The 20,017-nt window shown below is 69.7% G+C and carries 22 protein-coding genes; 20 read left to right on the top strand and 2 right to left on the bottom strand.

The features are described from left to right. Positions 1 to 88 precede the first annotated feature (88 nt). Both QM597_RS07610 and QM597_RS07605 read right to left on the bottom strand, forming a co-directional pair. Entirely contained in the window at positions 89 to 1,510 is a 1,422-nt protein-coding gene (locus QM597_RS07610) for a VWA domain-containing protein (protein WP_415004271.1), read from the bottom strand. Positions 1,511 to 1,514: 4 nt separating this feature from the next. Further along, positions 1,515 to 2,417, bottom strand: coding sequence for an AAA family ATPase (locus QM597_RS07605; protein ID WP_415004270.1), 903 nt, complete (start codon positions 2,415 to 2,417; stop codon positions 1,515 to 1,517). Between the two features lie 198 nt (positions 2,418 to 2,615). Here QM597_RS07605 and QM597_RS07600 point away from each other — a divergent pair, with 198 nt between their 5' ends. From QM597_RS07600 to QM597_RS07505, 20 genes are all read left to right on the top strand, one after another. Next, positions 2,616 to 3,878 (top strand): ammonium transporter, encoded by a 1,263-nt coding sequence (locus QM597_RS07600; RefSeq protein ID WP_415004269.1) that lies wholly within the window; start codon positions 2,616 to 2,618, stop codon positions 3,876 to 3,878. Positions 3,879 to 3,891: 13 nt separating this feature from the next. Beyond that, positions 3,892 to 4,230 (top strand): P-II family nitrogen regulator, encoded by a 339-nt coding sequence (locus QM597_RS07595; protein ID WP_415004268.1) that lies wholly within the window; start codon positions 3,892 to 3,894, stop codon positions 4,228 to 4,230. Between the two features lie 65 nt (positions 4,231 to 4,295). Next, positions 4,296 to 6,494 carry a [protein-PII] uridylyltransferase gene (locus QM597_RS07590; RefSeq protein WP_415004267.1) on the top strand — a complete coding sequence of 733 codons (2,199 nt, stop codon included), beginning with the start codon at positions 4,296 to 4,298 and terminating at the stop codon, positions 6,492 to 6,494. A 44-nt stretch (positions 6,495 to 6,538) separates the two neighbouring features. Beyond that, positions 6,539 to 8,089, top strand: a complete 1,551-nt coding sequence (ffh, locus tag QM597_RS07585; RefSeq protein ID WP_415004266.1) for a signal recognition particle protein — start codon at positions 6,539 to 6,541, stop codon at positions 8,087 to 8,089. A gap of 44 nt (positions 8,090 to 8,133) precedes the next feature. Further along, entirely contained in the window at positions 8,134 to 8,652 is a 519-nt protein-coding gene (locus QM597_RS07580) for a gluconokinase (protein WP_415004265.1), read from the top strand. Next, complete coding sequence (locus tag QM597_RS07575; RefSeq protein ID WP_415004264.1) at positions 8,649 to 10,025, top strand: GntP family permease; 1,377 nt, start codon at positions 8,649 to 8,651, stop codon at positions 10,023 to 10,025. The genes QM597_RS07580 and QM597_RS07575 overlap by 4 nt, the downstream gene beginning before the upstream one ends. Before the next feature lie 236 nt (positions 10,026 to 10,261). Then, positions 10,262 to 10,621, top strand: coding sequence for an ArsC/Spx/MgsR family protein (locus QM597_RS07570; protein WP_415004263.1), 360 nt, complete (start codon positions 10,262 to 10,264; stop codon positions 10,619 to 10,621). A gap of 145 nt (positions 10,622 to 10,766) precedes the next feature. Further along, on the top strand, positions 10,767 to 11,219 hold the full coding sequence (rpsP, locus tag QM597_RS07565; RefSeq protein WP_415004262.1) for a 30S ribosomal protein S16: 453 nt from the start codon (positions 10,767 to 10,769) through the stop codon (positions 11,217 to 11,219). A 2-nt stretch (positions 11,220 to 11,221) separates the two neighbouring features. Then, positions 11,222 to 11,470: an RNA-binding protein gene (locus QM597_RS07560; protein WP_415004261.1), complete on the top strand. Its 249-nt coding sequence runs from the start codon at positions 11,222 to 11,224 to the stop codon at positions 11,468 to 11,470. Between the two features lie 12 nt (positions 11,471 to 11,482). Then, on the top strand, positions 11,483 to 12,025 hold the full coding sequence (gene rimM, locus QM597_RS07555; RefSeq protein WP_415004260.1) for a ribosome maturation factor RimM: 543 nt from the start codon (positions 11,483 to 11,485) through the stop codon (positions 12,023 to 12,025). Then, positions 12,022 to 12,705 (top strand): tRNA (guanosine(37)-N1)-methyltransferase TrmD, encoded by a 684-nt coding sequence (gene trmD, locus QM597_RS07550; protein ID WP_415004259.1) that lies wholly within the window; start codon positions 12,022 to 12,024, stop codon positions 12,703 to 12,705. The genes rimM and trmD overlap by 4 nt, the downstream gene beginning before the upstream one ends. A gap of 179 nt (positions 12,706 to 12,884) precedes the next feature. Next, positions 12,885 to 14,135 carry an ammonium transporter gene (locus tag QM597_RS07545; protein WP_415004258.1) on the top strand — a complete coding sequence of 417 codons (1,251 nt, stop codon included), beginning with the start codon at positions 12,885 to 12,887 and terminating at the stop codon, positions 14,133 to 14,135. Between the two features lie 247 nt (positions 14,136 to 14,382). Beyond that, complete coding sequence (gene rplS, locus QM597_RS07540) at positions 14,383 to 14,733, top strand: 50S ribosomal protein L19 (protein ID WP_415004257.1); 351 nt, start codon at positions 14,383 to 14,385, stop codon at positions 14,731 to 14,733. A 67-nt stretch (positions 14,734 to 14,800) separates the two neighbouring features. Continuing rightward, positions 14,801 to 15,484: a signal peptidase I gene (gene lepB / locus QM597_RS07535; protein ID WP_415004256.1), complete on the top strand. Its 684-nt coding sequence runs from the start codon at positions 14,801 to 14,803 to the stop codon at positions 15,482 to 15,484. A gap of 10 nt (positions 15,485 to 15,494) precedes the next feature. After that, complete coding sequence (locus QM597_RS07530) at positions 15,495 to 16,172, top strand: ribonuclease HII (protein WP_415004255.1); 678 nt, start codon at positions 15,495 to 15,497, stop codon at positions 16,170 to 16,172. Then, complete coding sequence (locus tag QM597_RS07525) at positions 16,169 to 16,483, top strand: DUF2469 domain-containing protein (RefSeq protein ID WP_415004254.1); 315 nt, start codon at positions 16,169 to 16,171, stop codon at positions 16,481 to 16,483. The genes QM597_RS07530 and QM597_RS07525 overlap by 4 nt, the downstream gene beginning before the upstream one ends. A 90-nt stretch (positions 16,484 to 16,573) precedes the next feature. Continuing rightward, positions 16,574 to 16,936, top strand: coding sequence for a YraN family protein (locus QM597_RS07520; RefSeq protein WP_415004253.1), 363 nt, complete (start codon positions 16,574 to 16,576; stop codon positions 16,934 to 16,936). Further along, positions 16,936 to 18,513 carry a YifB family Mg chelatase-like AAA ATPase gene (locus QM597_RS07515; protein WP_415004252.1) on the top strand — a complete coding sequence of 526 codons (1,578 nt, stop codon included), beginning with the start codon at positions 16,936 to 16,938 and terminating at the stop codon, positions 18,511 to 18,513. Before QM597_RS07520 ends, QM597_RS07515 begins: the two co-directional genes overlap by 1 nt. Then, complete coding sequence (gene dprA / locus QM597_RS07510; protein WP_415004251.1) at positions 18,510 to 19,595, top strand: DNA-processing protein DprA; 1,086 nt, start codon at positions 18,510 to 18,512, stop codon at positions 19,593 to 19,595. The genes QM597_RS07515 and dprA overlap by 4 nt, the downstream gene beginning before the upstream one ends. 95 nt (positions 19,596 to 19,690) lie before the next feature. Beyond that, on the top strand, positions 19,691 to 20,017 hold a 327-nt coding region (locus tag QM597_RS07505), incomplete at its 3' end, for a site-specific integrase (protein WP_415004250.1).

Below are 20,017 nucleotides of genomic sequence, written 5' to 3'. Positions count from 1 at the left end.
CGCAGATAGGCGGAGCCGGTCCCTGAGATGCACCCTTCGAGGCTCGGCCGCAGGCGGCCTCACACCTCAGGACTCGGTTCGCTCGTTCCTAGACCGGGAGGAGGCGGGCGATGAAGCGTTCGAGCTGGGTCATCGTGCGGCATTCGTGCATCTGGACGACCTCGGCGTACTCCGGCGCGACCGAATCGCCCAGCCCCCAGGAGCCGGGGTGCTCGGGATTGAGCCAGAAGCACCGTTTGGCACGCTGGGCGATCTCGTGCAGGGCATCGAGCCGCAGCGCCTGATTGTTGTTGCGGGCGTCCCCGAGGATCAGTACCGACGTCCGCGGCCCGACGGCATCGAGGTACTGGCCGGCGAAGTCGGCGAAGGACTCCCCGTAGTCGCTGCTGGTATGCCACTTGGTGATGCGGGCCTCCTCGGCGATGCGCCGGCGCAGGTCGTCGCCGTCACGCACGATCTCGGTGACCTCGTCGACGGTGTTGACGAAGGCGAAGACCCGCACCTTGCTGAACTGCTCCCGCAGCGCCTGGACCAACATCATCGTGAAGCCGGAGAATCCCGCGACCGAACCGGACACATCGCACAGCAGGACCAGTTCCGGACGGGTGCGGTGTGGCGGGGCGTAGACCGGGCGCATCGGCACACCGCCGGTGGACATGGCGCGACGCATGGTGCGCCGGACGTCGATGCGTCCGCGCTGGGCGCGCCGTCGGCGCGCCGACAGCCGGGTCGCCAACTTGCGGGCCAGCGGCTGGACCGAGCGGCGCAGTTCCTCGAGTTGCTGGGCGTTGGCCGAAAGGAAGTCGATCTGGCCCGAACCCTGGCGGACGGCGTGGCGCGTCACGAGGTCGCGGCCGCGGACCTCGGCGGTGCGCCGCCTCGCCTCGGCCTCGACCATGGTGCGGAACAGGTCGATCATACGGCGGACCTCGTCGCGCACGAGCGAATCGGAGACGTCGGCGGGCCGGTCGATTCCCGATCCGCCGACGCCGGTGCCCGCTCCGGCCCCCGGCCCCTGGCCGGCCCCCTCGCGGCGCTGCTCGGCCCGCATGGCCTCGGCTGCGGCGGTCAGCGTGCGCGGGTTGAGCCGGTCGAGGGTCTGGTAGGCCGACCAGCCGCCTTCGCTGCTGCCCGCTGCGGCGACGTTGCCGAGGGTGTCGACGGCCAGTTCGGCCACGTGACGCATGGTGCGCTGGTCGCCCTCGGCGAGGGCCAGCAGAAGCAGATCGCGCAGGTCCTCGACGGACTCGGCATCGACCTGAGAGACGGTCGCTCCCAAGCCGACACCGGCCGGGAAGAACAGGTCGAAGGTCATGTCGAAGACCTCGCGCTGGCCGCCACGGCGCACCAGGGCGCTGGCAAGGCCGTCGCGCAGCCGGAGCCGGTCGTCGTAGCCGAGGACGCGCATCACCTCGGCGGCGTCGACGGTCTCGCTCGGCCCGGCCGGGATGCCCTTGCTGCGCAGGGCGTCGACGAACTCGACCAGCCGGGCGGCCTGATCCTCGCTCATGGCCTCAGTTGGCCGACGGGGTCAGGATCGACGGCAGATCGAGTTTGGCGCGGGCCTTGGCGATGTCGTCGGTGTGCTTGAGGATGACGCCGAGGCTGTCGTTGACGACCTCCGGATCCAGCGTCGACGCGCCCAGGGCGACCAGGGTGCGCGCCCAGTCGATGCTCTCGGCGATGGACGGCGACTTGCGCAGCCCGAGGTGCCGCAGCGCGTCGACCACGCGCACCAGCGAGGCGGCCAGGGCTTCATCGAGATCGGGGACCTTGAGCCGGACGATGCGCTGCTCCAGCTCGGCGTCGGGGAAGTCGACGTGCAGGAACAGGCATCGGCGGCGCAGCGCCTCGGACAGTTCACGGGTGGCGTTGGAGGTCAGGACGACGAACGGGCGTCGCGCCGCGGTGATCGTACCCAGCTCGGGCACCGTGACCTGGAAGTCGCCGAGGACCTCCAACAGCAGGCCTTCGATCTCGACGTCGGCCTTGTCGGTCTCGTCGATCAGCAGTACGGTCGGCTCGTCACGGCGGATCGCGGTGAGCAGCGGACGGGGGAGGAGGAACTCCTCGCTGAAGATGTCCGAGCGGGCCTCGTCCCAGGTTTCCTCGTGTCCGGCGGTGATGCGCAGCAGCTGCTTGGCGTGATTCCACTCGTATAGGGCGCGGGCCTCGTCGACGCCCTCGTAGCACTGCAGGCGGACCAGCTCGGCCCCGGTCGCCGCGGCCACCGCCCGCGACAGTTCGGTCTTGCCGACGCCGGCGGGTCCCTCGACGAGCAGGGGCTTGCCGAGCCGGTCGGCCAGGAAGACCGTCGTGGCGACGGCGTCCGAGGCGAGGTAGCCGGCCTCGGCGAGCCGCGTGACGACATCGTCGACACTCGTGAAGGCGGGGGACGGGGGCACGGACTCGCTCATGGCTCCATCGTGCCGTGGCCTTCGGTGGGCGCGGCTGACGGGTCGTGCCGACCGGCCGGTCTCGATGATCTCGCAGCGGTCGTCACATGGCTGTAACAGTTCGCGCCGATTGGTGAAACCTGATGCCCCTAGAGTCGCGGCACCGAGGACGAGAGGTCTGCGGGCGTCTCGTTCAGACGCACATGCGATGGAGGAACGATGGACGGCTATTACGCCTTCATGCTCGTAGCGACCGCGTTCGTTCTGTTGATGACGGTGCCTGGACTGGCGCTGTTCTACGGCGGGATGACGCGCTCGAAGTCCGTGCTGAACATGATGATGATGTCCTACGTCGCTGCGGCGGTCGTGGGGCTGGTGTATGTGCTGTGGGGCTGGTCGATGTCCTTCAGCGACGATGAACTGGCCGGCGGCCTGTTCGCCAATCCGTTCACGCTCTTCGGCCTCGACGGGGTCGAGTGGGGGTCGTACGTGGGCGTCTGCTTCCAGATGACCTTCGCCATCATCACCGCCGCGCTGATTTCCGGTGCCGTCGCCGACCGGGTCAAGCTGTCGGCCTGGGTGTTGTTCCTGCCGATCTGGGTCACGCTCTGCTACTTCCCGCTGGCGCACATGGTGTGGGGCGGCGGCTTTCTCGCCGAGCACTTTCCGGCGCAGGATTACGCCGGCGGCACGGTCGTCCACATCAACGCCGGCGTCGCCGGCGGTGTGCTCGCGTTGATCGTCGGCAAGCGCCTCGGCTTCGGCCGCGAGCCGATGAAGCCGCACAGCCTGCCGCTGACGATGATCGGCGCGGGCCTGTTGTGGTTCGGCTGGTACGGCTTCAACGTCGGCTCGATCGTCTTCGCTGCGGGTGACGGTGGTGACGCCGACACGGCGCAGTTCATGTCCGAGACCGGCGTGACCTTCCTCAACACGACCATCGCCACGATGGCGGCGCTGCTGACCTGGCTGGCTGTCGAAAAGGTGCAGCACGGCAAGGCGTCCTCCCTCGGTGCCGCCTCGGGCATCGTCGCGGGTCTCGTGGCCATCACCCCGGCCTGCGGTGCGGTGAGCCTGGACGGTGCTATCGCTATCGGTGCCATCGCCGGTGCCGCCTGCTCGTGGGCGGTCGGCCTGAAGTACAAGTTCGGCCTTGACGACTCCCTCGACGTTGTCGGTGTCCACCTGGTCGGCGGACTCGTCGGCACGATCCTCATCGGGTTGTTCTCCACCGCCGACGCCCCCGGCGGCATCGACGGGCTGTTCTACGGGGGAGGTCTGGAGTCGCTGGGCAATCAGGCGGCTGTGGCAGCCTTCGCGTTGGTGTGGACCGGCGTCCTGACGACGGTCGTGGCGCTGGCGATCAAGGTGACGGTGGGCTGGCGCCTTACCGAGGACGAAGAGATCGAGGGGATCGACTTCGCCGAGCATGGAGAGTCCGCCTACGACATGGCCGCCCCTACGGGCAGTTCACACTTCTGAGAACGGAGCAGGGATGAAACTCGTGACCGCAGTCATCAAGCCGCACAAATGGGAAGAAGTCCGCGAGGCCCTGGCCTCGGCGGGGGTCGCCGGCATGACGGTGACCGAAGCCAGCGGCTACGGCCAGCAGAAGGGTCACACGGAGGTCTACCGAGGCGCGGAGTACGACGTGTCCCTCGTGCCGAAGATCCGCTTGGAGGTCGTCGTGGACGACGCCGACGTCGAGACGGTGGTGAGCACTATTGCCTCGGCCGCGCAGACCGGCAAGATCGGTGACGGCAAGGTGTGGGTTGTCGGTGTCGAATCGGTCGTGCGGGTGCGCACGGGCGAGACCGACGAAGCGGCGGTCTGAGCGCGGGCGAGGCGCTGCGCGCCGATCGGGAGCAGCGGACGCTCGATATTGACCGGCGCATCCGGGTGGCCTACGGGGACGCGACGGCTACGGGTGAGGACGCGCGGGTCGGCAGCGGGATCGCGGTCGTCGCCGTCGGGGGTTATGGGCGCCGTGAGTTGGCACCGTACGGCGATATCGATGTCGTGCTGGTGCATGAGGACCGGATCGCGGAGGCCGAGATCGCCCGTATCGCCTCGGCTCTCTGGTACCCCCTCTGGGATGCCGGACTGCGCCTGGACCACGCGGTGCGCTCGGCCCCGGCGATGCGCGAGGCGGCTCGTGCCGACGTCAAGACGGCGATGGGCTGGCTCGACGCGCGTACGGTCGCGGGGGATACCGGCCTGGTGCTCGGCCTGCGATCGGGCGTCCTGGCCGACTGGCGAGGCGGATCGCGCCGCGCCATCGAGTCGTTGCGGCGCGACCGGGACCGGCGGCACGAACGCTCCGGATGGCTGGCCTACGAGGCGATGCCCGATCTGAAGGCGTCCGCCGGAGGTATGCGGGACGCGGTGGTGCTGCGGGGCCTGATGGCTACCTGGCTCGTGGATGCGCCGATGGCACAGGTCGAGCCGCTGCGCGCCTTCCTGCTGGACGTCCGCGATGTGTTGCACACGGTGGCAGGGCGGCCGATGGAGCGACTCGACCCGCAGTTCGTGCCGGAGGTCGCTGCCCAGTTCGACATGGCTCCGGGTGAGCTTCAGGTGGCCGTTCGCGATGCCGGCCGCCGGCTCGATCACCTGGCGCGGCTGACCTGGCGCCGGCTCGACCAGGCCCTTGCTCTGTCGGCATCGCGCTCGCGGCGGCAGGCGGTCGGGCGGGTGCCGATGGCACCCGGTATCGCCCGTGACGGCGACGGCGTCACCGGGGAGATCGTCTTGGCGGCGCGGGCCGATCGGACCCGTGATCCGGTGCTCGGCTTGCGTGCCGCAGCGGTGGCAGCTCGGTCGCGGCTGCTCCTGAGTCCGGCGACCGTCGCGGCTCTGGCCGCAGCCGATGTGGGCCTCGGTCCCCGATGGGACGACCGCGCCCGGCGCGCCATGGTCGACCTGCTGAGTTCCGGACCGGGGCTGGTTGACGTCTGGCATCAGCTCGACGTGGCCGGCCTGGTGGATCGCTGGTTGCCCGAATGGGCCGGTATCCGGCTGCGCGGTTCGTCCTCGCCGGTCCACCGCTTCACCATCGACCGGCACAGTATCGAGACCTGCGTCCAGGCCCGCGCCCACATTCGCCGAGTCGAACGTCCCGACCTGCTCATGGTGGCCGCGCTACTGCACGACATCGGCAAGAGCCGCGACGGCGACCACAGCGAGGTCGGTGCCCCGATGGCGCACGCCGTGGCGATGCGGTGGGGCTTTTCCAGTGGAGATGCGGACGTCATCGCCGAACTCGTGCGCTGGCATCTGCTGTTGCCGACGGTGGCCACCGGCCGCGACATCGAGGACCCGGGAACGGCCGCGAACGTGGCGCATCTGGTGCGGACCGAGGCCTTCCTCGACCTGCTCGCCGCGCTGACCTTCGCTGACGGTGCGGCGACGAGTAGCCAGGCCGGTTCGCGGTGGCGCCGCAGGCTGATCGAGGCGCTGGTGACGAAGGTCCGGCTCGGTCTGGCCGGAGAGCACGATCCAGACCGCTACGAGGGCTGGCCCGAGCATGTGCCGTTCCCGTCCACACGCGGGGTGGGAGCGCTGCGGCTGGAGGTCGAGGCGCACCTGGGCGGATCGCTGCTGACCATCGTGACGCCGGACCGCCCCGGTGTGCTGGCGAATATCGCCGGGGCGCTGGCGCTCGCCGGGGTCGACCTGCACTCGCTGCGCACCGTGACACGCGACGGATATGCGGTGTCGCTGTGGGAGACGCCGCGGGCCGACCTCGATACTGCGGCGGTGACCGAGCGGGTGCGCCGTGCGCTGGCCGGGGATCTCGACCTGGACGTACGCCTGGACCGGCCGGCGAAGGGGGACGACGATCCCCAGGTCCGCATCCTCGCACGGGCGCATGTCTCGGCGACCATGATCGAGGTGCGGGCGCTGGACCGGCGCGGGTTGGTTTACCTCGTTGCGCGCGCGGTGCGCCGCTGCGGTTTCTCGATCCGTTCGGCGCACGTCAGCACCTTCGGCCCGGAGGCGCGCGATGTGTTCTATGTCGTCGACAAGGGCGGCGACGCGCTCGACGTGGCGGCGGCCGAGGTCGTGCGGCAGGCGGTGTCGGAGGCGCTCGGCTAGGCTGGCTCGCGCCGATACCCGACCCACGTCCGGAGACTGCTCTCGTGTTCGACTCCCTGCAAGACCGCCTCCAGTCCGCGTTCTCGTCCCTGCGCGGCAAGGGCAAGCTCAGCGCGGCCGACATCGAGGCGACGGTCCGCGAGATCCGGCTGGCGCTGCTCGACGCCGATGTCGCCGTGCCGGTGGTGCGCGGCTTCACGACCGCCGTGGCCGAGCGGGCGCAGGGCGTCGAGGTCAGCAAGGCGCTCAACCCGGCGCAGCAGGTCATCAAGATCGTCAACGAGGAGCTCGTGACGATCCTCGGCGGCGAGACCCGGCGCATCCGGCTGGCCAAGACCGCCCCGACGGTCATCATGCTCGCGGGTCTGCAGGGCGCGGGCAAGACGACGCTGGCCGGCAAGCTCGGCCGCTGGCTCAAGGACAACGGCCACAGCCCCATGCTCGTGGCCTGCGACTTGCAGCGCCCCAACGCCGTCACCCAGTTGACGGTTGTCGGCGAGCAGGCCGGTGTCACGGTGTTCGCCCCGGAGCCGGGCAACGGCGTCGGCAACCCGGTCGAGGTGGCGAAGGCGTCCATCGCCGAGGCCCGCCGCACGCTGCATGACGTCGTGATCGTCGACACCGCCGGCCGCCTCGGCATCGACGCCGAGCTGATGCAGCAGGCCGCCGACATCCGTGACGCGGTCGATCCCGACGAGGTGCTGTTCGTCATCGACGCGATGACCGGCCAGGACGCCGTGCAGACCGCGCAGGCGTTCGCCGACGGCGTGGACTTCACCGGCGTCGTGCTGACCAAGCTCGACGGCGACGCCCGTGGCGGCGCGGCCCTGTCGGTGCGCCAGGTCACCGGCCGGCCGATCATGTTCGCCTCTACCGGCGAGAAGCTGACCGACTTCGAGGTCTTCCATCCCGACCGGATGGCCTCGCGCATCCTCGACATGGGCGACGTGCTCACGCTGATCGAGCAGGCCGAGAAGGCCTTCGACGCCGATGAGGCCGCCAAGGCTGCCGAGAAACTCGCCGGCGGCGCGTTCACCCTCGACGACTTCCTGGCCCAGCTCGAAGCCCTGCAGAAGATGGGGTCGATGACCAAGATGCTCGGGATGCTTCCCGGCATGGGTCAGTTCAAGGACCAGCTCGCCAGCCTGGACGACCGCGAACTCGACAAGGTCAAGGCGATCATCCGCTCGATGACCCCCGCCGAGCGGGCCAATCCGAAGATCATCGACGGCTCGCGCCGCGCGCGCATCGCGGCCGGTTCGGGCCGTCAGGTCAGCGACGTCAACCAGTTGGTGCAGCGCTTCAGCGAGGCCGCCAAGATGATGCAGCAGATGGCCCGCGGCGGGGGAGCCCCCGGGATGCCCGGTATGGGTGGGATGCCGGGCATGCCCGGCAAGCGTGCGGCGGCGCGGCAGAAGCCGCAGAAGAAGAAGGCCAAGCGCGGCTCGGGCAATCCGGCCAAGCGCGCGGCGCAGGAGGCGCAGAAGAAGTCGGCGTCCCCCTCGGCCGGTGGTGCCGGTGCCTTCGGCTTCGGCGACGCCGCCCAGTCGCCGGCCGACTTCGAGCTGCCGAAGGAGCTCAAGGACCTGCTCTGAGCAGGCCCTAGCCGTGACCCTCGTTACGGTCTAGGGTCGGCTGTGTGACGCAGTCTCCGCTCGTGGTCGTGATGGGCATCTCCGGTGTCGGCAAGTCGTTGATCGGGCACGGGATCGCCGACCGATTCGGCTTGGACTACGCCGACGGCGACGACTTCCATCCCCAGGCCAACATCGACAAGATGGCCTCCGGCACGCCGCTGAGTGACGAGGACCGGTGGCCCTGGCTGTCCCTGATCGGGGCCTGGCTGGCCGACCACGACGGCTCCGGCGGGGTCATCAGTTGTTCGGCCCTGCGCCGGGTCTACCGCGACCTGCTGGTCGAGGCGGCACCGCGCACGGCGTTCTGCCACCTGCACGGCGACCACGCGCTGATCCTCGACCGGATGCGCCGCCGTGAGCACTTCATGCCGCCGTCGCTGCTGGTCTCGCAGGAGCAGACGCTCGAACCTCTGCAGCCCGATGAGCGCGGCTGGGTCTTCGACATTGCGGCGGACCCCGAGCAGATCGTCGACGACTTCCTCACCGCCGTAGGACTCGACCCGAAGGGACAGCCCGCATGAGTCTGTTGAGTGCCACTGACACCATCGTCCCCGCCGCCGGTGACGGTCAGCTCGTGACCGCCGCGCTGGTCGGTATCGCCGTGATCGTCGTGCTCATCACGGTGGTCAAGCTGCACCCCTTCTTGAGCCTCACGCTGGGTTCGCTCGTGGTCGGCGTCGTGGCCGACCGTGAGCTGGCCGACGTGGTGACGAGCTTCTCCAACGGCGTCGGCAAGACCGTTGCCGGCGTGGGCATGCTCATCGCCCTCGGTGCCATGTTCGGCAAGCTCCTGGCCGATTCCGGCGGTGCCGACCAGATCGTCGACACCATCGTCGGCAAGGCCTCCCCGGTGGCGCTGCCCTGGGCGATGGCGGGCATCGGCGCGATCATCGGCCTGCCGATGTTCTTCGAGATCGGCCTGGTCCTGCTGATGCCGGTGATCTTCCTGGTGGCGCGCCGTTCGGGCCAGTCGCTCATCGCCTTGGGCATCCCGGCGCTCGCGGGGCTGTCGGTCATGCACGGTTTCGTGCCGCCGCATCCCGGACCACTCGCCGCCGTCGACGCGCTCAAGGCCGACCTCGGCCTGACGCTGGGCCTCGGTGTCCTGGCGGCGGTGCCGACCGCCATCGTGGCCGGGCCGCTGTTCGCCAAGGTCGCGGCGCGGTGGGTTGACGTGCCGACGCCGGAGTTGTTCGGCGGGCAGGAGCGCCGGGCGCGCCCGCAGCGTCCGTCGTTCGCGCTGACGATGACGACGGTGCTGCTGCCGGTGGTCCTCATGCTCGCTAAGACTCTCGGCGACGTGCTGTACGGCGACGAGGAGCCGGCGCTGCGCCGGGTGCTGGACTTCGTCGGCACGCCGCTGGTGGCGCTCCTCCTGGCGGTGATCGTCGCGATGTTCACCCTCGGCCGGGGCGCGGGCATGAGCCGCGACGAGGTGATGGCGACGCTGGAGTCGTCCCTGGGGCCGATTGCCGGGATCGTGTTCATCGTCGGTGCCGGCGGCGGTTTCAAGGAGACGCTGGTCGATACCGGCATTGCTCAGGTGGTCGCCGACTGGGTGCAGGACAGCGGCTTCTCGGTGCTGCTACTGGCCTGGCTCGTGGCGGTGCTGATCCGCCTGGCGACCGGTTCGGCGACCGTGGCGACGGTGACGGCGGCGGGCATCATGGCACCGCTCGCCGAGCAGCTGTCGACGCCGGAGGTGTCGCTGCTGGTGTTGGCCATCGGTGCGGGTTCGGTGTTCTTCTCGCACGTCAACGACGCGGGCTTCTGGCTGGTCAAGGAGTACTTCGGTTTGACGGTCGGGCAGACGATCACGTCGTGGTCGCTCATGGAGACGCTGCTGTCGGTCACCGGACTCGCCGTGGTCCTGCTGCTCGGCCTGGCCGTCTGACGCCGCCGCACCGGTCCCTGAGGTGCGAGCGAAGCGAGCCTCGAAGGGACCTACCACCGCAGGCTTCGCCCTTCGAGGCTCGGCCGCGGGCGGCCTCACACCTCAGGACTCGGCTCGCTCGTTCCTCACGGGTTCTGAGGTGCCGCGAGGAAGGAGCGGCCTCGAAGGGCGCACCTCAGCCGGCGGACCTATCTATGCGCGCACGTTCTGATCGGCTCTCCACGTACAGTGACGCCATGAGCGAGACGACGGTCCTGCACAACACCGCCTGCTCGACCTCGCGGTACGCCGTCGACGTGGCGGCGGTCGCCGGGGTCGGCATCGAGGTGGTGCAGTACCTCAAGAAGCCCCTGGACCGCGCCGCGCTGCTGGACCTCATCGCCAAGCTTGAGGATGACCCGGCCGACCTCGTCCGCAAGGACACGTTCTTCACCGAACAGGGCTTGGACGCCGCCGGCTACACCACACCCGAGCAGGTCGCCGACCTCCTGGTTGAGCATCCCCGCCTCATGCAGCGTCCCGTGTTGGTGCGGGGTGACCGGGCGATTATCGGCCGTCCCAAGGAGCGCGCGGAGGCGTTTCTCGCCGAAGGTTGAGCATCTGGCACAATGGGTCTTCGTGTCCGACCGGCGGTGAGGACCCTCTATCCAGTTCACCGGCGCCGGCCCCCGACCCACCCGGAGCGTGTCCCCACGCGCTGCGGACGTCATCAGCATCCACCTACAAGGAGACACCACACCCGTGGCCGTCAAGATTCGCCTCAAGCGGATGGGCAAGATCCGCGCGCCGTTCTACCGCATCGTCGTCGCCGACTCGCGCACCAAGCGCGACGGTCGTGTGATCGAGGAGATCGGCACCTACAACCCCAAGACCGATCCGTCGACGATCAACGTCAACTCCGAGCGTGCGCAGTACTGGCTCGGCGTCGGCGCGCAGCCGACCGAGTCGGTCGCCGCGATCCTCAAGCTGACCGGTGACATCGGCGGCGAGGCCTCGCTCAAGCAGCCCGCGCCGAAGGCTGACAAGGCCGCCCTGTTCGACGCCGCGCTCAAGGAGCTGCACGCCGAGCCGAAGGTCGACGCCACCACCGAGGCCAAGAAGAGCAGTAAGAAGGCCAAGGCCGCCGATGCTCCGGCCGAGGAGACCGCCGCCGAGGAGACCCCGGCTGCCGACGAGACGCCCGCCGAGGCCTGAGCATGGGCGCACCGACGGCGGAGATCATCGAACACCTCGTCTCGGGCATCGTCGCCCACCCCGACGAGGTCGACGTGCGCGCCAAGCAGACGCGCCGCGGCGAGTTGTTCGAGGTCCGCGTCAACCCCGAGGACCTGGGTAAGGTCATCGGCCGCCAAGGCCGCACGGCCTCGGCGATCCGCACGGTGACGGCTGCGGTTGCCGGTGATGCCACGCGCATCGACTTCGTCGACGTCGACCGGCACCGGTAGGCAGCCGATTCGATGACCGCAGCACAGGTCGTCGTCGGACGTGTGGGCCGCGCCCACGGCATTCGCGGTGAACTGGCCGTCGAGATCCGCACGGACGAACCCGAGCGCAGATTCGCGCCGGGTTCGTCCGTCGTCTGTGCCGGGCGCACGCTGACGGTCGCTTCGGCCCGCCGTCACGGTGCCCGGCTGGTCGTGCGTTTCGCCGAGATCGCCGACCGCACCGAGGCCGAGACTCTGCACGGGCAGATCGTCGAGGCCGAGGTCGACGACGCCGAAACCCCCGGAGACGATGCCTTCTACGACCGGCAACTGATCGGCCTGAAAGTTTGCGCCGGAGGCCGCACCGTCGGCACTGTGCGCCGCGTCGACCACCTGCCGAGCCAGGACCTTCTCGTGATCGACGTCAGTGGCCGCGACGTGCTCGTGCCCTTCGTGGAAGCGCTCGTCCCCGAGATCGACCTCGATGTCGGCACCCTGACCGTCGTCGACCTGCCCGGCCTTCTCGATCCGGACGCGGCCCTCGCCGTGCGCGCCGACGGGGAGAGCGGCTCGTGAGGATCGACATCGTCTCGATCTTCCCCGACTACCTCGCTCCGCTGGACCTGTCGCTGCCCGGCAAGGCACGCCAGGGGGGCTTGATCGACCTGGCCGTCCACGACCTGCGCCAGTGGACCACCGACCGCCACCACACCGTCGACGACACCCCCTACGGCGGCGGCGCCGGCATGGTGATGAAGCCCGAGCCGTGGGGCCGGGCGCTCGACGCCGTCACCAGCCCCGACAGCGTCGTGATCGTGCCGACCCCCTCGGGCCTGCCGTTTCGCCAGGGGCATGCCGAACGGCTCAGCGGCGAGTCGCACCTCGTGTTCGCCTGCGGACGCTACGAGGGCATCGACCAGCGGGTCATCGACGAGGCCGCCGAGCGCTGGAGGGTCGAGGAGATCTCGCTGGGCGACTTCGTGCTCAACGGGGGAGAGGTCGCCGCGCTGGCGATCATCGAGGCCGTCGTGCGTCTCCTGCCGGGGTTCATGGGCAACCCGGAGTCCATCGTGGAGGAGTCCCACGGGGCCGACGGCCTGCTGGAGTATCCCGTCTACACCAAGCCCGCGCTCTGGCGCGGCCGCGAGGTGCCCGAGATCCTGCTGTCGGGGCACCACGCGAAGATCGCCGCCTGGCGCCGCGAGCAGTCGCTGGAGCGCACCCGCGCGCGGCGCCCCGATCTACTTCCGGAGTGACCCGGTTCACCTGAGTGTCACTGGATTTTACCGGTATAGGAAGTGCGTAATCTTGCCGAAACATATTCGTTGACCTGCCCGAAACGTTGGTCGCCAAAGATGTTCTCGGCTCCTCCAACGACAGCAGAGTGGCTGTGGGATGCCGAAGTAAACACCACAACCAGTACAACGAGGTTGATATGTCTCTCGAACTTGCGTGGCTGCTCATCTGTGCAGCTCTCGTGATCTTCATGACGCCAGGCTTGGCGTTCTTCTACGGCGGCTTGGTCAAGGCCAAGTCGGTGGTCGCCATGATGATGCTGAGCTTCGGTTCGATCATCGTCGTCGCGCTGCTCTACACGCTGATCGGTGCTGGCATCGCATCGCAGAACGGTTCGGACTCGAACCCGTTCTTCGGCAACCCGTTCTCGGACTTCGCCCTGCGTGACACGGCTACAGCCCTCGCCAGCAGCGATCCCGAGTCGTACGGCCTGTTCGCCGGACACGCCTTCCTGGTGGCCTTCTGCATCATCACCGTCGCCCTCGTCTCGGGTGCGGTCGCCGATCGCGCGAAGTTCTGGCCGTGGATGCTCTTCGCGGCCCTGTTCTCCATCGTCGTGGTGTTCCCGACGTTCCGCTGGCTCTGGGGCCTCGACGCCGAGGCCGGCTTCGATGGCTGGCTCGCGAACGACGTCTACGGCTTGGGTGCAGCGTTCGACTGGGCCGGTGGCACGGTCATCCACCAGTCGGCCGGTGCTGCGGCGCTGGCGCTCGCGCTGGTCCTCGGTAAGCGCAAGATCGGCTTCTCGAAGGAAGAGGCTGTCAGCCACAACGTCCCGCTCGTCCTCATCGGTGCCGCGATCCTGTGGTTCGGCTGGTTCGGCTTCAACACCGGCGTTCACGGCGGTGACGTCGACTCCACGGGCCTGATCTTCTTCAACACCCTGATCGCTCCGGCCGCTGCCGCGTTCGGCTGGATCGTGGTGGAGAAGTTCAAGGACGGTAAGTCCACTGCCGTGGGTGCCGCTTCGGGTATCGTCGCCGGCCTCGTGGCCATCACCCCGGCCTGTGCCGCGCTGACCCCGCTGTGGGCCATCATCCTCGGCCTGGTCTCGGGCGCCATCTCGGCGCTGGCCATCGAGTTGAAGTTCAAGTTCGGCTTCGACGATTCGCTCGACGTCGTGGGTATCCACCTCGTCGCCGGCTTCATCGGCTGCGTCTACATCGGCCTGTTCGGCACGGTCGGCGTGGAGAGCGTGCTGTCCGACGGTAAGTTCAGCCTGCTCGGTGCGCAGGTGCTGTCGTCGCTGACGGTGATCGTGTTCTCCTTCGTGGCGAGCTTCGTCATCGCCCTCGCGATCGAGAAGACGATCGGCTTCCGCGTGAAGGAGGAAGACGAGATCGCCGGCATCGACTCGGTGCTCCACGGTGAGGGTTACGCGCTCGACTGAGCGATACGCCTTCGCCCATCTGGATCAGGGACGCCCGCCGGATACGCTCCGGCGGGCGTCCCGCCGTCGGCGGGCGTCGGTGCGATGACGTTGACCGGCCTGCGGTGTGGCACAATATTCGCTGGCGTGGTCGTCGTCTCTGCCATAGGGGAGAAGCGACCGGGAACGCTGATCGCCCCGCCAGACCTCCGGCGTGCGGCCCATCCCTGACACCGTCGGTGACCTGTGGCACCAGCGAGGAGCGAACATGACCAATATCGTCGATCAGATCGCCGACGCGCAGCGCCGCGACGACCTCCCGGAGTTCCGGGCCGGTGACACCCTCAAGGTTCACGTCAAGGTCGTCGAGGGCAACCGCTCCCGCATCCAGGTCTTCCAGGGCGTCTGCATCAAGGTGCAGGGTTCGGGCATCGGCCGCACGTTCACCGTCCGCAAGGTGAGTTTCGGCGTCGGTGTCGAGCGCACCTTCCCGCTGCACACCCCGATCATCGAGAAAATCGAGGTCGCCACGCGCGGCGACGTGCGCCGCGCCAAGCTGTACTACCTGCGCAATCTGCGCGGCAAGGCGGCCAAGATCAAGGAGAAGCGCGAGGACTGAACGCGCCTCACCGGCTCTGACGGGGCGGCTCCACCGATGGGTGGGGTCGCCCCGTTACCCTTCTCCGGTGGCCACGAGCAGACAACATCGGCATAAGCGCAGCCTGCCGATCTGGCAGGAGTCCCTTCTTCTGGTCGTCGTGGCGACGGTCATGGCGATCATCGTCAAGATGTTCTTCCTGCAGGCGTTCTATATCCCCTCCGAATCGATGGAGCCGACCCTGCTCGTCGATGACAAGCTGCTCGTGCAGAAGGTGTCGCTGTGGACCGGGGAGCCGCATCGCGGCGACATCGTCGTCTTCGACGACCCGGGGGGATGGCTCGGTCCGAGCGAGCAGAAGCGGGCCACCAACGTCTTCTCCAAGACCTTGGAGTCCGTCGGGCTGCTGCCGACCGGCGGGCACCTCATCAAGCGGGTGATCGGCGTCGGCGGCGACCACGTGCAGTGCTGCGACGCCAGCGGGCACATTCTCGTCAACGGCGAACCCATCGACGAGCCGTACGTGCTCGACCAGTCCGTGATCCGCCACCGCGAGTTCGACGTGGAGGTCAAGGAGGGTTACCTGTGGGTCATGGGCGACAACCGGGACAACTCCGCCGACTCCGTCGCCCACCTCGGCGATCCCGGTGGTGGCCAGGTGCGCCTGGAGGAGGTCGTCGGCATCGCCTGGGTGCGCGTGTGGCCGTTGAACCGCATCGGCGGCCTCGGCGACAACGACGCCTTCGACGACGTTCCGGACGATCCGCAGTAGAACCGGCGCGATGACCACCCGACTGCGCGGCCGCGCGATCCGGCGAGATGCCGGCCTGTACGGCTACGAGCGCGCTCTGGCGCGGCACGGACTCACGCCGGTCGCCGGGGTCGATGAGGCCGGCCGGGGGGCCTGTGCCGGCCCGCTGGTGGCGGCTGCTGTGGTGCTGGATCGCCGCATCGACGGCCTGGCCGACTCCAAACTGCTGACGCCGGCGCGTCGCGAGCGCTGCTTCGACCTGGTGCTGGAGCGCGCAGTCGACGTGGCGGTCGTGGTGATCGGCCCGGCCGACTGCGACCGGTTGGGGTTGCACCGGGCCAACGTCGAGGCCCTGCGCCGGGCGGTGGCCCAGCTCGACGTGCGTCCCGGCTACGTCTTGAGTGACGGCTTCGGGGTCGACGGGTTGGCGGCACCGGCCCTGGCGATGTGGAAGGGCGACCGGGTCAGCGCGTCCATCGCGGCGGCCTCGGTGGTGGCGAAGGTGACGCGCGACCGGATCATGGTCGATCTGCACGAGCAGTACCCCCAGTACGATTTCCGGACGCACAAGGGGTACGCGACGGCGGTCCACGACGCCGCGCTGCGGGCGCACGGGCCGTGCTCGGAACATCGGATGTCCTACGCGAACGTGCAGGCTGCACTGCGTGGCCAGGCAGGGTCGGTCCTGCAGGAGGAGAAGGCGATATGAGTTCCGAAGACCTGGAGCGTTTCGAGGCCGACGCGGAGTTGGCGCTGTACCGCGAGTACCGCGACGTGGTGAAGATCTTCAAATACGTCGTGGAGACCGACCGGCGCTTCTACCTGTGCAACGCCGTCGACGTGAAGGTGCGTTCGGAGACCGGCGACGCCTATTTCGAGGTGACCCTGTCCGACGCATGGGTGTGGGACATCTACCGCCCCGCCCGTTTCGCCAAGCAGGTCAAGGTGCTGACCTTCAAGGATGTCAACGTCGAGGAGTTGCAGCAGGACACCGACCTCAAGGTCCCGCCGACCGCCTGAGCGGCGTCATCCACAGGGCGTCGCGCGCGTTGTCCACAGGGCCGAAATCGGCTCTCGCCTACGGCAGGCTCCGCCGCGAGTCTCGAAGGCATGACCTACGCACGCAATCGGGCGCTCGGCGCCTACGGAGAAAGGCTCGCTGCGGACTATCTTGCCGCGACCGGCATGGTGATCCTCGACCGCAACTGGTCATGCCGTTTCGGTGAGATCGACATCGTGGCCCGCGACGGCTCGACTCTCGTGGTGTGCGAGGTCAAAACGCGCACCAGCGTGAGGTACGGCCGGCCGTTCGAGGCGATCACCACCCAGAAGGCGATCCGGCTGCGGCGGCTGGCGACTGCGTGGATGGAGGCGCACGCGGTGGAGCCGCCGGCGGTGCGCATCGACGTGGTCGGGGTGGTGGTGCCGTGCCGCGGCAGGGCCGAGGTCGCGGCGATCCGCGGAGTGGCCTGATGTCCGGGCGCGTGGTGTCGGTGACCCTGGACGGGCTGACCGGCCGGCCCATCGAGGTCGAGGCCGACGTGGTGGGCGGGCTGCCGGGCACGGTGATCGTCGGGCTGCCCGACGCGACCGTCAACGAGGCCCGTGACCGGTGCAAGTCGGCGGTCATCAACTCCGGGGTGCCGTGGCCCGATCAGCGCATCACGATCAATCTGGCCCCCTCGACCCTGCCGAAGACTGGATCGCACTACGACCTCGCCATCGCTATGGCGGTCCTGTCGGCGCAGAAGTCGGTGCCGGCCGAGGCGCTGGCCGGCGGGGCCTTCGTGGGCGAACTCGCGCTCGACGGGCGGCTGCGGGCCGTGCCGGGCGTGCTGCCGGCCACCATCGCGGCGGCGGAAGCCGGCTGTACGCACGTGGTCGTGCCGGAGGTCAACGTGCCCGAGGCCGAGTTGGTCGACGGCATCGCGGTCACCGGGGTCCGCTCGCTGCGCCAGCTCGTCGCGATGATGACGGGCCAGGAGCTGCCCGACGACCCGCCGGTTCCGCCGCTCGGACCGCCGTCGACGCAGCCGTGGGGGTCGTCCGAGCGGATCGCGGGCCTGGACCTGGCCGATGTGGCCGGTCACGAGGACGTCCGGCTCGCGGTGCTGGTGGCTGCGGTCGGGGGGCACCATCTGTCGATGGTCGGGCCGCCCGGTGTCGGCAAGACCATGCTGGCCCAGCGGTTGCCCGGGCTGCTGCCGGACCTCGACCGGCGCGATGCCATCGAGGTCAGCGCGGTGCATTCGATTGCCGGGGTGCTGCCCGCCGAGGTGCCGCTGCTGGTGCGCCCGCCGTTCCTGGACCCGCATCACACCGCGAGCGCGGCGGCCATCGTCGGCGGCGGAAGCCGGCAGGTGCGTCCGGGAGCGATGAGCCTGGCCCATCGGGGCGTGCTGTTCCTCGACGAGGCACCGGAGTTCGCCGGCAATGTCCTCGAGGCGCTGCGTCAGCCGCTGGAAGCGGGGCAGGTGGTGGTGGCGCGGGCGGCGCAGACCGTCGTGTATCCGGCGCGGTTCCAACTCGTGTTGGCGGCCAATCCCTGTCCGTGTGGTCAAGCCGGCGAGGACGGGTCGTGCCGCTGCACGCCTGCGATGCGACGCCGGTACGCCGAGCGGCTGTCCGGCCCGATCCGCGACCGCATCGACATCCGGCGCACGCTCGTGTCTCCGTCGCGCCCCGAGCTGGCCGCCGCCATTTCACCAGCGCGCACGACGCGCGAACTGGCCGAGCAGGTCCGTCTCGCGCGCGAGCGCCAGCATGCGAGGTATGCGGGGACCGCCTGGCGGCTCAACGCCGACGTGCCGGGGACGGAGCTGCGCAAGCGATGGCCGGTGCGCGACGACGCGCGGCTGCTGCTCGACCGGCACATGCAGGCCGACAAGCTGAATCCCCGGACCGCCGATCGGGTGCTGCGGCTGGCGTGGAGCATTGCTGACCTGCACGGCCACGGGCAGCCGAGTGCCGAGGACGTGCGGACGGCGCTGTGTCTGCGGGCCGATCTGCCGCTGGATGCCGCGATGCGGGCGCTGGTGAGTGCGGCATGAGCGCCGAGTCACGGGATCGGCTGACGCTCAGCCTGGTGGCCGAACCGCTCGATCCGCGCCTGCGCGAGTGCGTGGCGTCGCACGGAGTGTCGGCCACGGCGGCGGCCTGTCGCGGCGAAGCGGGTGCGCCGCAGGTGCCCGCAGAATGGGTGCGCCGTGCCGCCGACCTGCCGGTCGAGGACGTCGTGCGGGCCGGTGACGCAGCGGGTGCACGGTGGACGGTGCCCGGTGACGACGACTGGCCGGGCGCGCTCGACGACCTGGATGGGGTGGCGGAGCCGGGCCAGCGGCCGTGGGGCCTGTGGGTGCGCGGCTGCGGGGCGTTGGAGGCCGGCCGTGCGGTGTCGGTCGTCGGTGCTCGCGACTGTACGACCTACGGCGCTCAGGTCGCCGGCGACCTCGGTGCCGACTTGGCCGACCGGGGGTGGACCGTGGTCAGCGGTGCGGCCTTCGGCATCGACGCCTGCGCGCATCGGGGTGCGCTGGCGGTCGCCGGGCGCACGGTCGCGGTGCTGGCGTGCGGCGTCGATGTCCCGTATCCGCGTGCGCACGCCGCGCTGTTGGAGCGCATCGCCGAGGAAGGCGGATGGATTCTCAGCGAACACCCGCCGGGTTCCACGCCGTTCCGGCACCGTTTCTTGACCCGCAACCGGATCATCGCCGCGCTCGGTGCCGGGACGGTTGTGGTCGAGGCGGCCCTGCGCAGCGGTTCGCTCAACACGCTGCGCTGGTCCGACCGGCTCGGACGGCTGTCGATGGCGGTACCCGGACCGGTGGCCTCGGCGCAATCGGGCGGCACCCACCAGGCGGTCCGCTCCGGCGAGGCGGTGCTGGTGACCTCCGCCAAAGATGTCGCCGAGGAGCTGAACGGGGTCGGCTGGGCCGACTGTGACCCGAGCGACGTCCTGACCGAGGCCGCGCGGCGCGCCTACGCGCTGTTGCCGCAGTCCGGTACTGGCGTCAGCGCGGGTGCGATGGCCGACCTGCTCGGGGCATCGCAGCGCACCGCACGCAGCGCCCTGATCCTGCTGGAGCGACGCGGCCGGGCTGGCCGTGTCGGCGACGGCTGGCTCACGCGGTAGGACATCGGGCGGTGGCCGACGGTCGTTGCCGTTCCCCTGTATCGCCTCGCGGGGTCGGGATGCGCCGGGCGCGGGCGATGGGCCACAGTGGGGGCATGGCGGGCGGCGAGGCGACGGCGTGGGACGAGGCCGTCGACGCTTACGAGCGCCACCTGCGACTGGAGCGCGACCTCACGGGCAACACGGTGCGCGGCTACCTGGCCGACGTCCGGGGCCTCGCCGAGCACGCGCGGCGTCTCGGCGTGCTCGATCCGGCCGACCTGACGATCCGCGTCGTCCGCAGCCACCTGGCTCAGCAGAAGACCCTCGGACGGGCGCGCTCGACGCTGGCCCGGCGCGCCACATCGCTGCGGGCCTTCACCGCCTGGCTGCGGCGCAGCGGCCGGGCCGACGCCGATGCCGCCGCGCTCCTGGCCTCGCCG

The sequence above is a fragment of the Aeromicrobium sp. genome, assembly GCF_047607065.1.
Classification (GTDB): domain Bacteria; phylum Actinomycetota; class Actinomycetes; order Propionibacteriales; family Nocardioidaceae; genus Aeromicrobium.
This window is presented reverse-complemented; position numbering and strand designations above follow the sequence as displayed.

What these genes read in the sequence shown, in the direction of transcription:
- QM597_RS07610 (WP_415004271.1), bottom strand. Translation starts at nt 1,510, where the DNA reads ATGAGCGAGGATCAGGCCGCCCGGCTGGTCGAGTTCGTCGACGCCCTG.
- QM597_RS07605 (WP_415004270.1), bottom strand. Translation starts at nt 2,417, where the DNA reads ATGAGCGAGTCCGTGCCCCCGTCCCCCGCCTTCACGAGTGTCGACGAT.
- QM597_RS07600 (WP_415004269.1), top strand. Translation starts at nt 2,616, where the DNA reads ATGGACGGCTATTACGCCTTCATGCTCGTAGCGACCGCGTTCGTTCTG.
- QM597_RS07595 (WP_415004268.1), top strand. Translation starts at nt 3,892, where the DNA reads ATGAAACTCGTGACCGCAGTCATCAAGCCGCACAAATGGGAAGAAGTC.
- QM597_RS07575 (WP_415004264.1), top strand. Translation starts at nt 8,649, where the DNA reads ATGAGTCTGTTGAGTGCCACTGACACCATCGTCCCCGCCGCCGGTGAC.
- QM597_RS07570 (WP_415004263.1), top strand. Translation starts at nt 10,262, where the DNA reads ATGAGCGAGACGACGGTCCTGCACAACACCGCCTGCTCGACCTCGCGG.
- QM597_RS07560 (WP_415004261.1), top strand. Translation starts at nt 11,222, where the DNA reads ATGGGCGCACCGACGGCGGAGATCATCGAACACCTCGTCTCGGGCATC.
- rimM (WP_415004260.1), top strand. Translation starts at nt 11,483, where the DNA reads ATGACCGCAGCACAGGTCGTCGTCGGACGTGTGGGCCGCGCCCACGGC.
- QM597_RS07545 (WP_415004258.1), top strand. Translation starts at nt 12,885, where the DNA reads ATGTCTCTCGAACTTGCGTGGCTGCTCATCTGTGCAGCTCTCGTGATC.
- rplS (WP_415004257.1), top strand. Translation starts at nt 14,383, where the DNA reads ATGACCAATATCGTCGATCAGATCGCCGACGCGCAGCGCCGCGACGAC.
- QM597_RS07530 (WP_415004255.1), top strand. Translation starts at nt 15,495, where the DNA reads ATGACCACCCGACTGCGCGGCCGCGCGATCCGGCGAGATGCCGGCCTG.
- QM597_RS07525 (WP_415004254.1), top strand. Translation starts at nt 16,169, where the DNA reads ATGAGTTCCGAAGACCTGGAGCGTTTCGAGGCCGACGCGGAGTTGGCG.
- QM597_RS07520 (WP_415004253.1), top strand. Translation starts at nt 16,574, where the DNA reads ATGACCTACGCACGCAATCGGGCGCTCGGCGCCTACGGAGAAAGGCTC.
- QM597_RS07515 (WP_415004252.1), top strand. Translation starts at nt 16,936, where the DNA reads ATGTCCGGGCGCGTGGTGTCGGTGACCCTGGACGGGCTGACCGGCCGG.
- dprA (WP_415004251.1), top strand. Translation starts at nt 18,510, where the DNA reads ATGAGCGCCGAGTCACGGGATCGGCTGACGCTCAGCCTGGTGGCCGAA.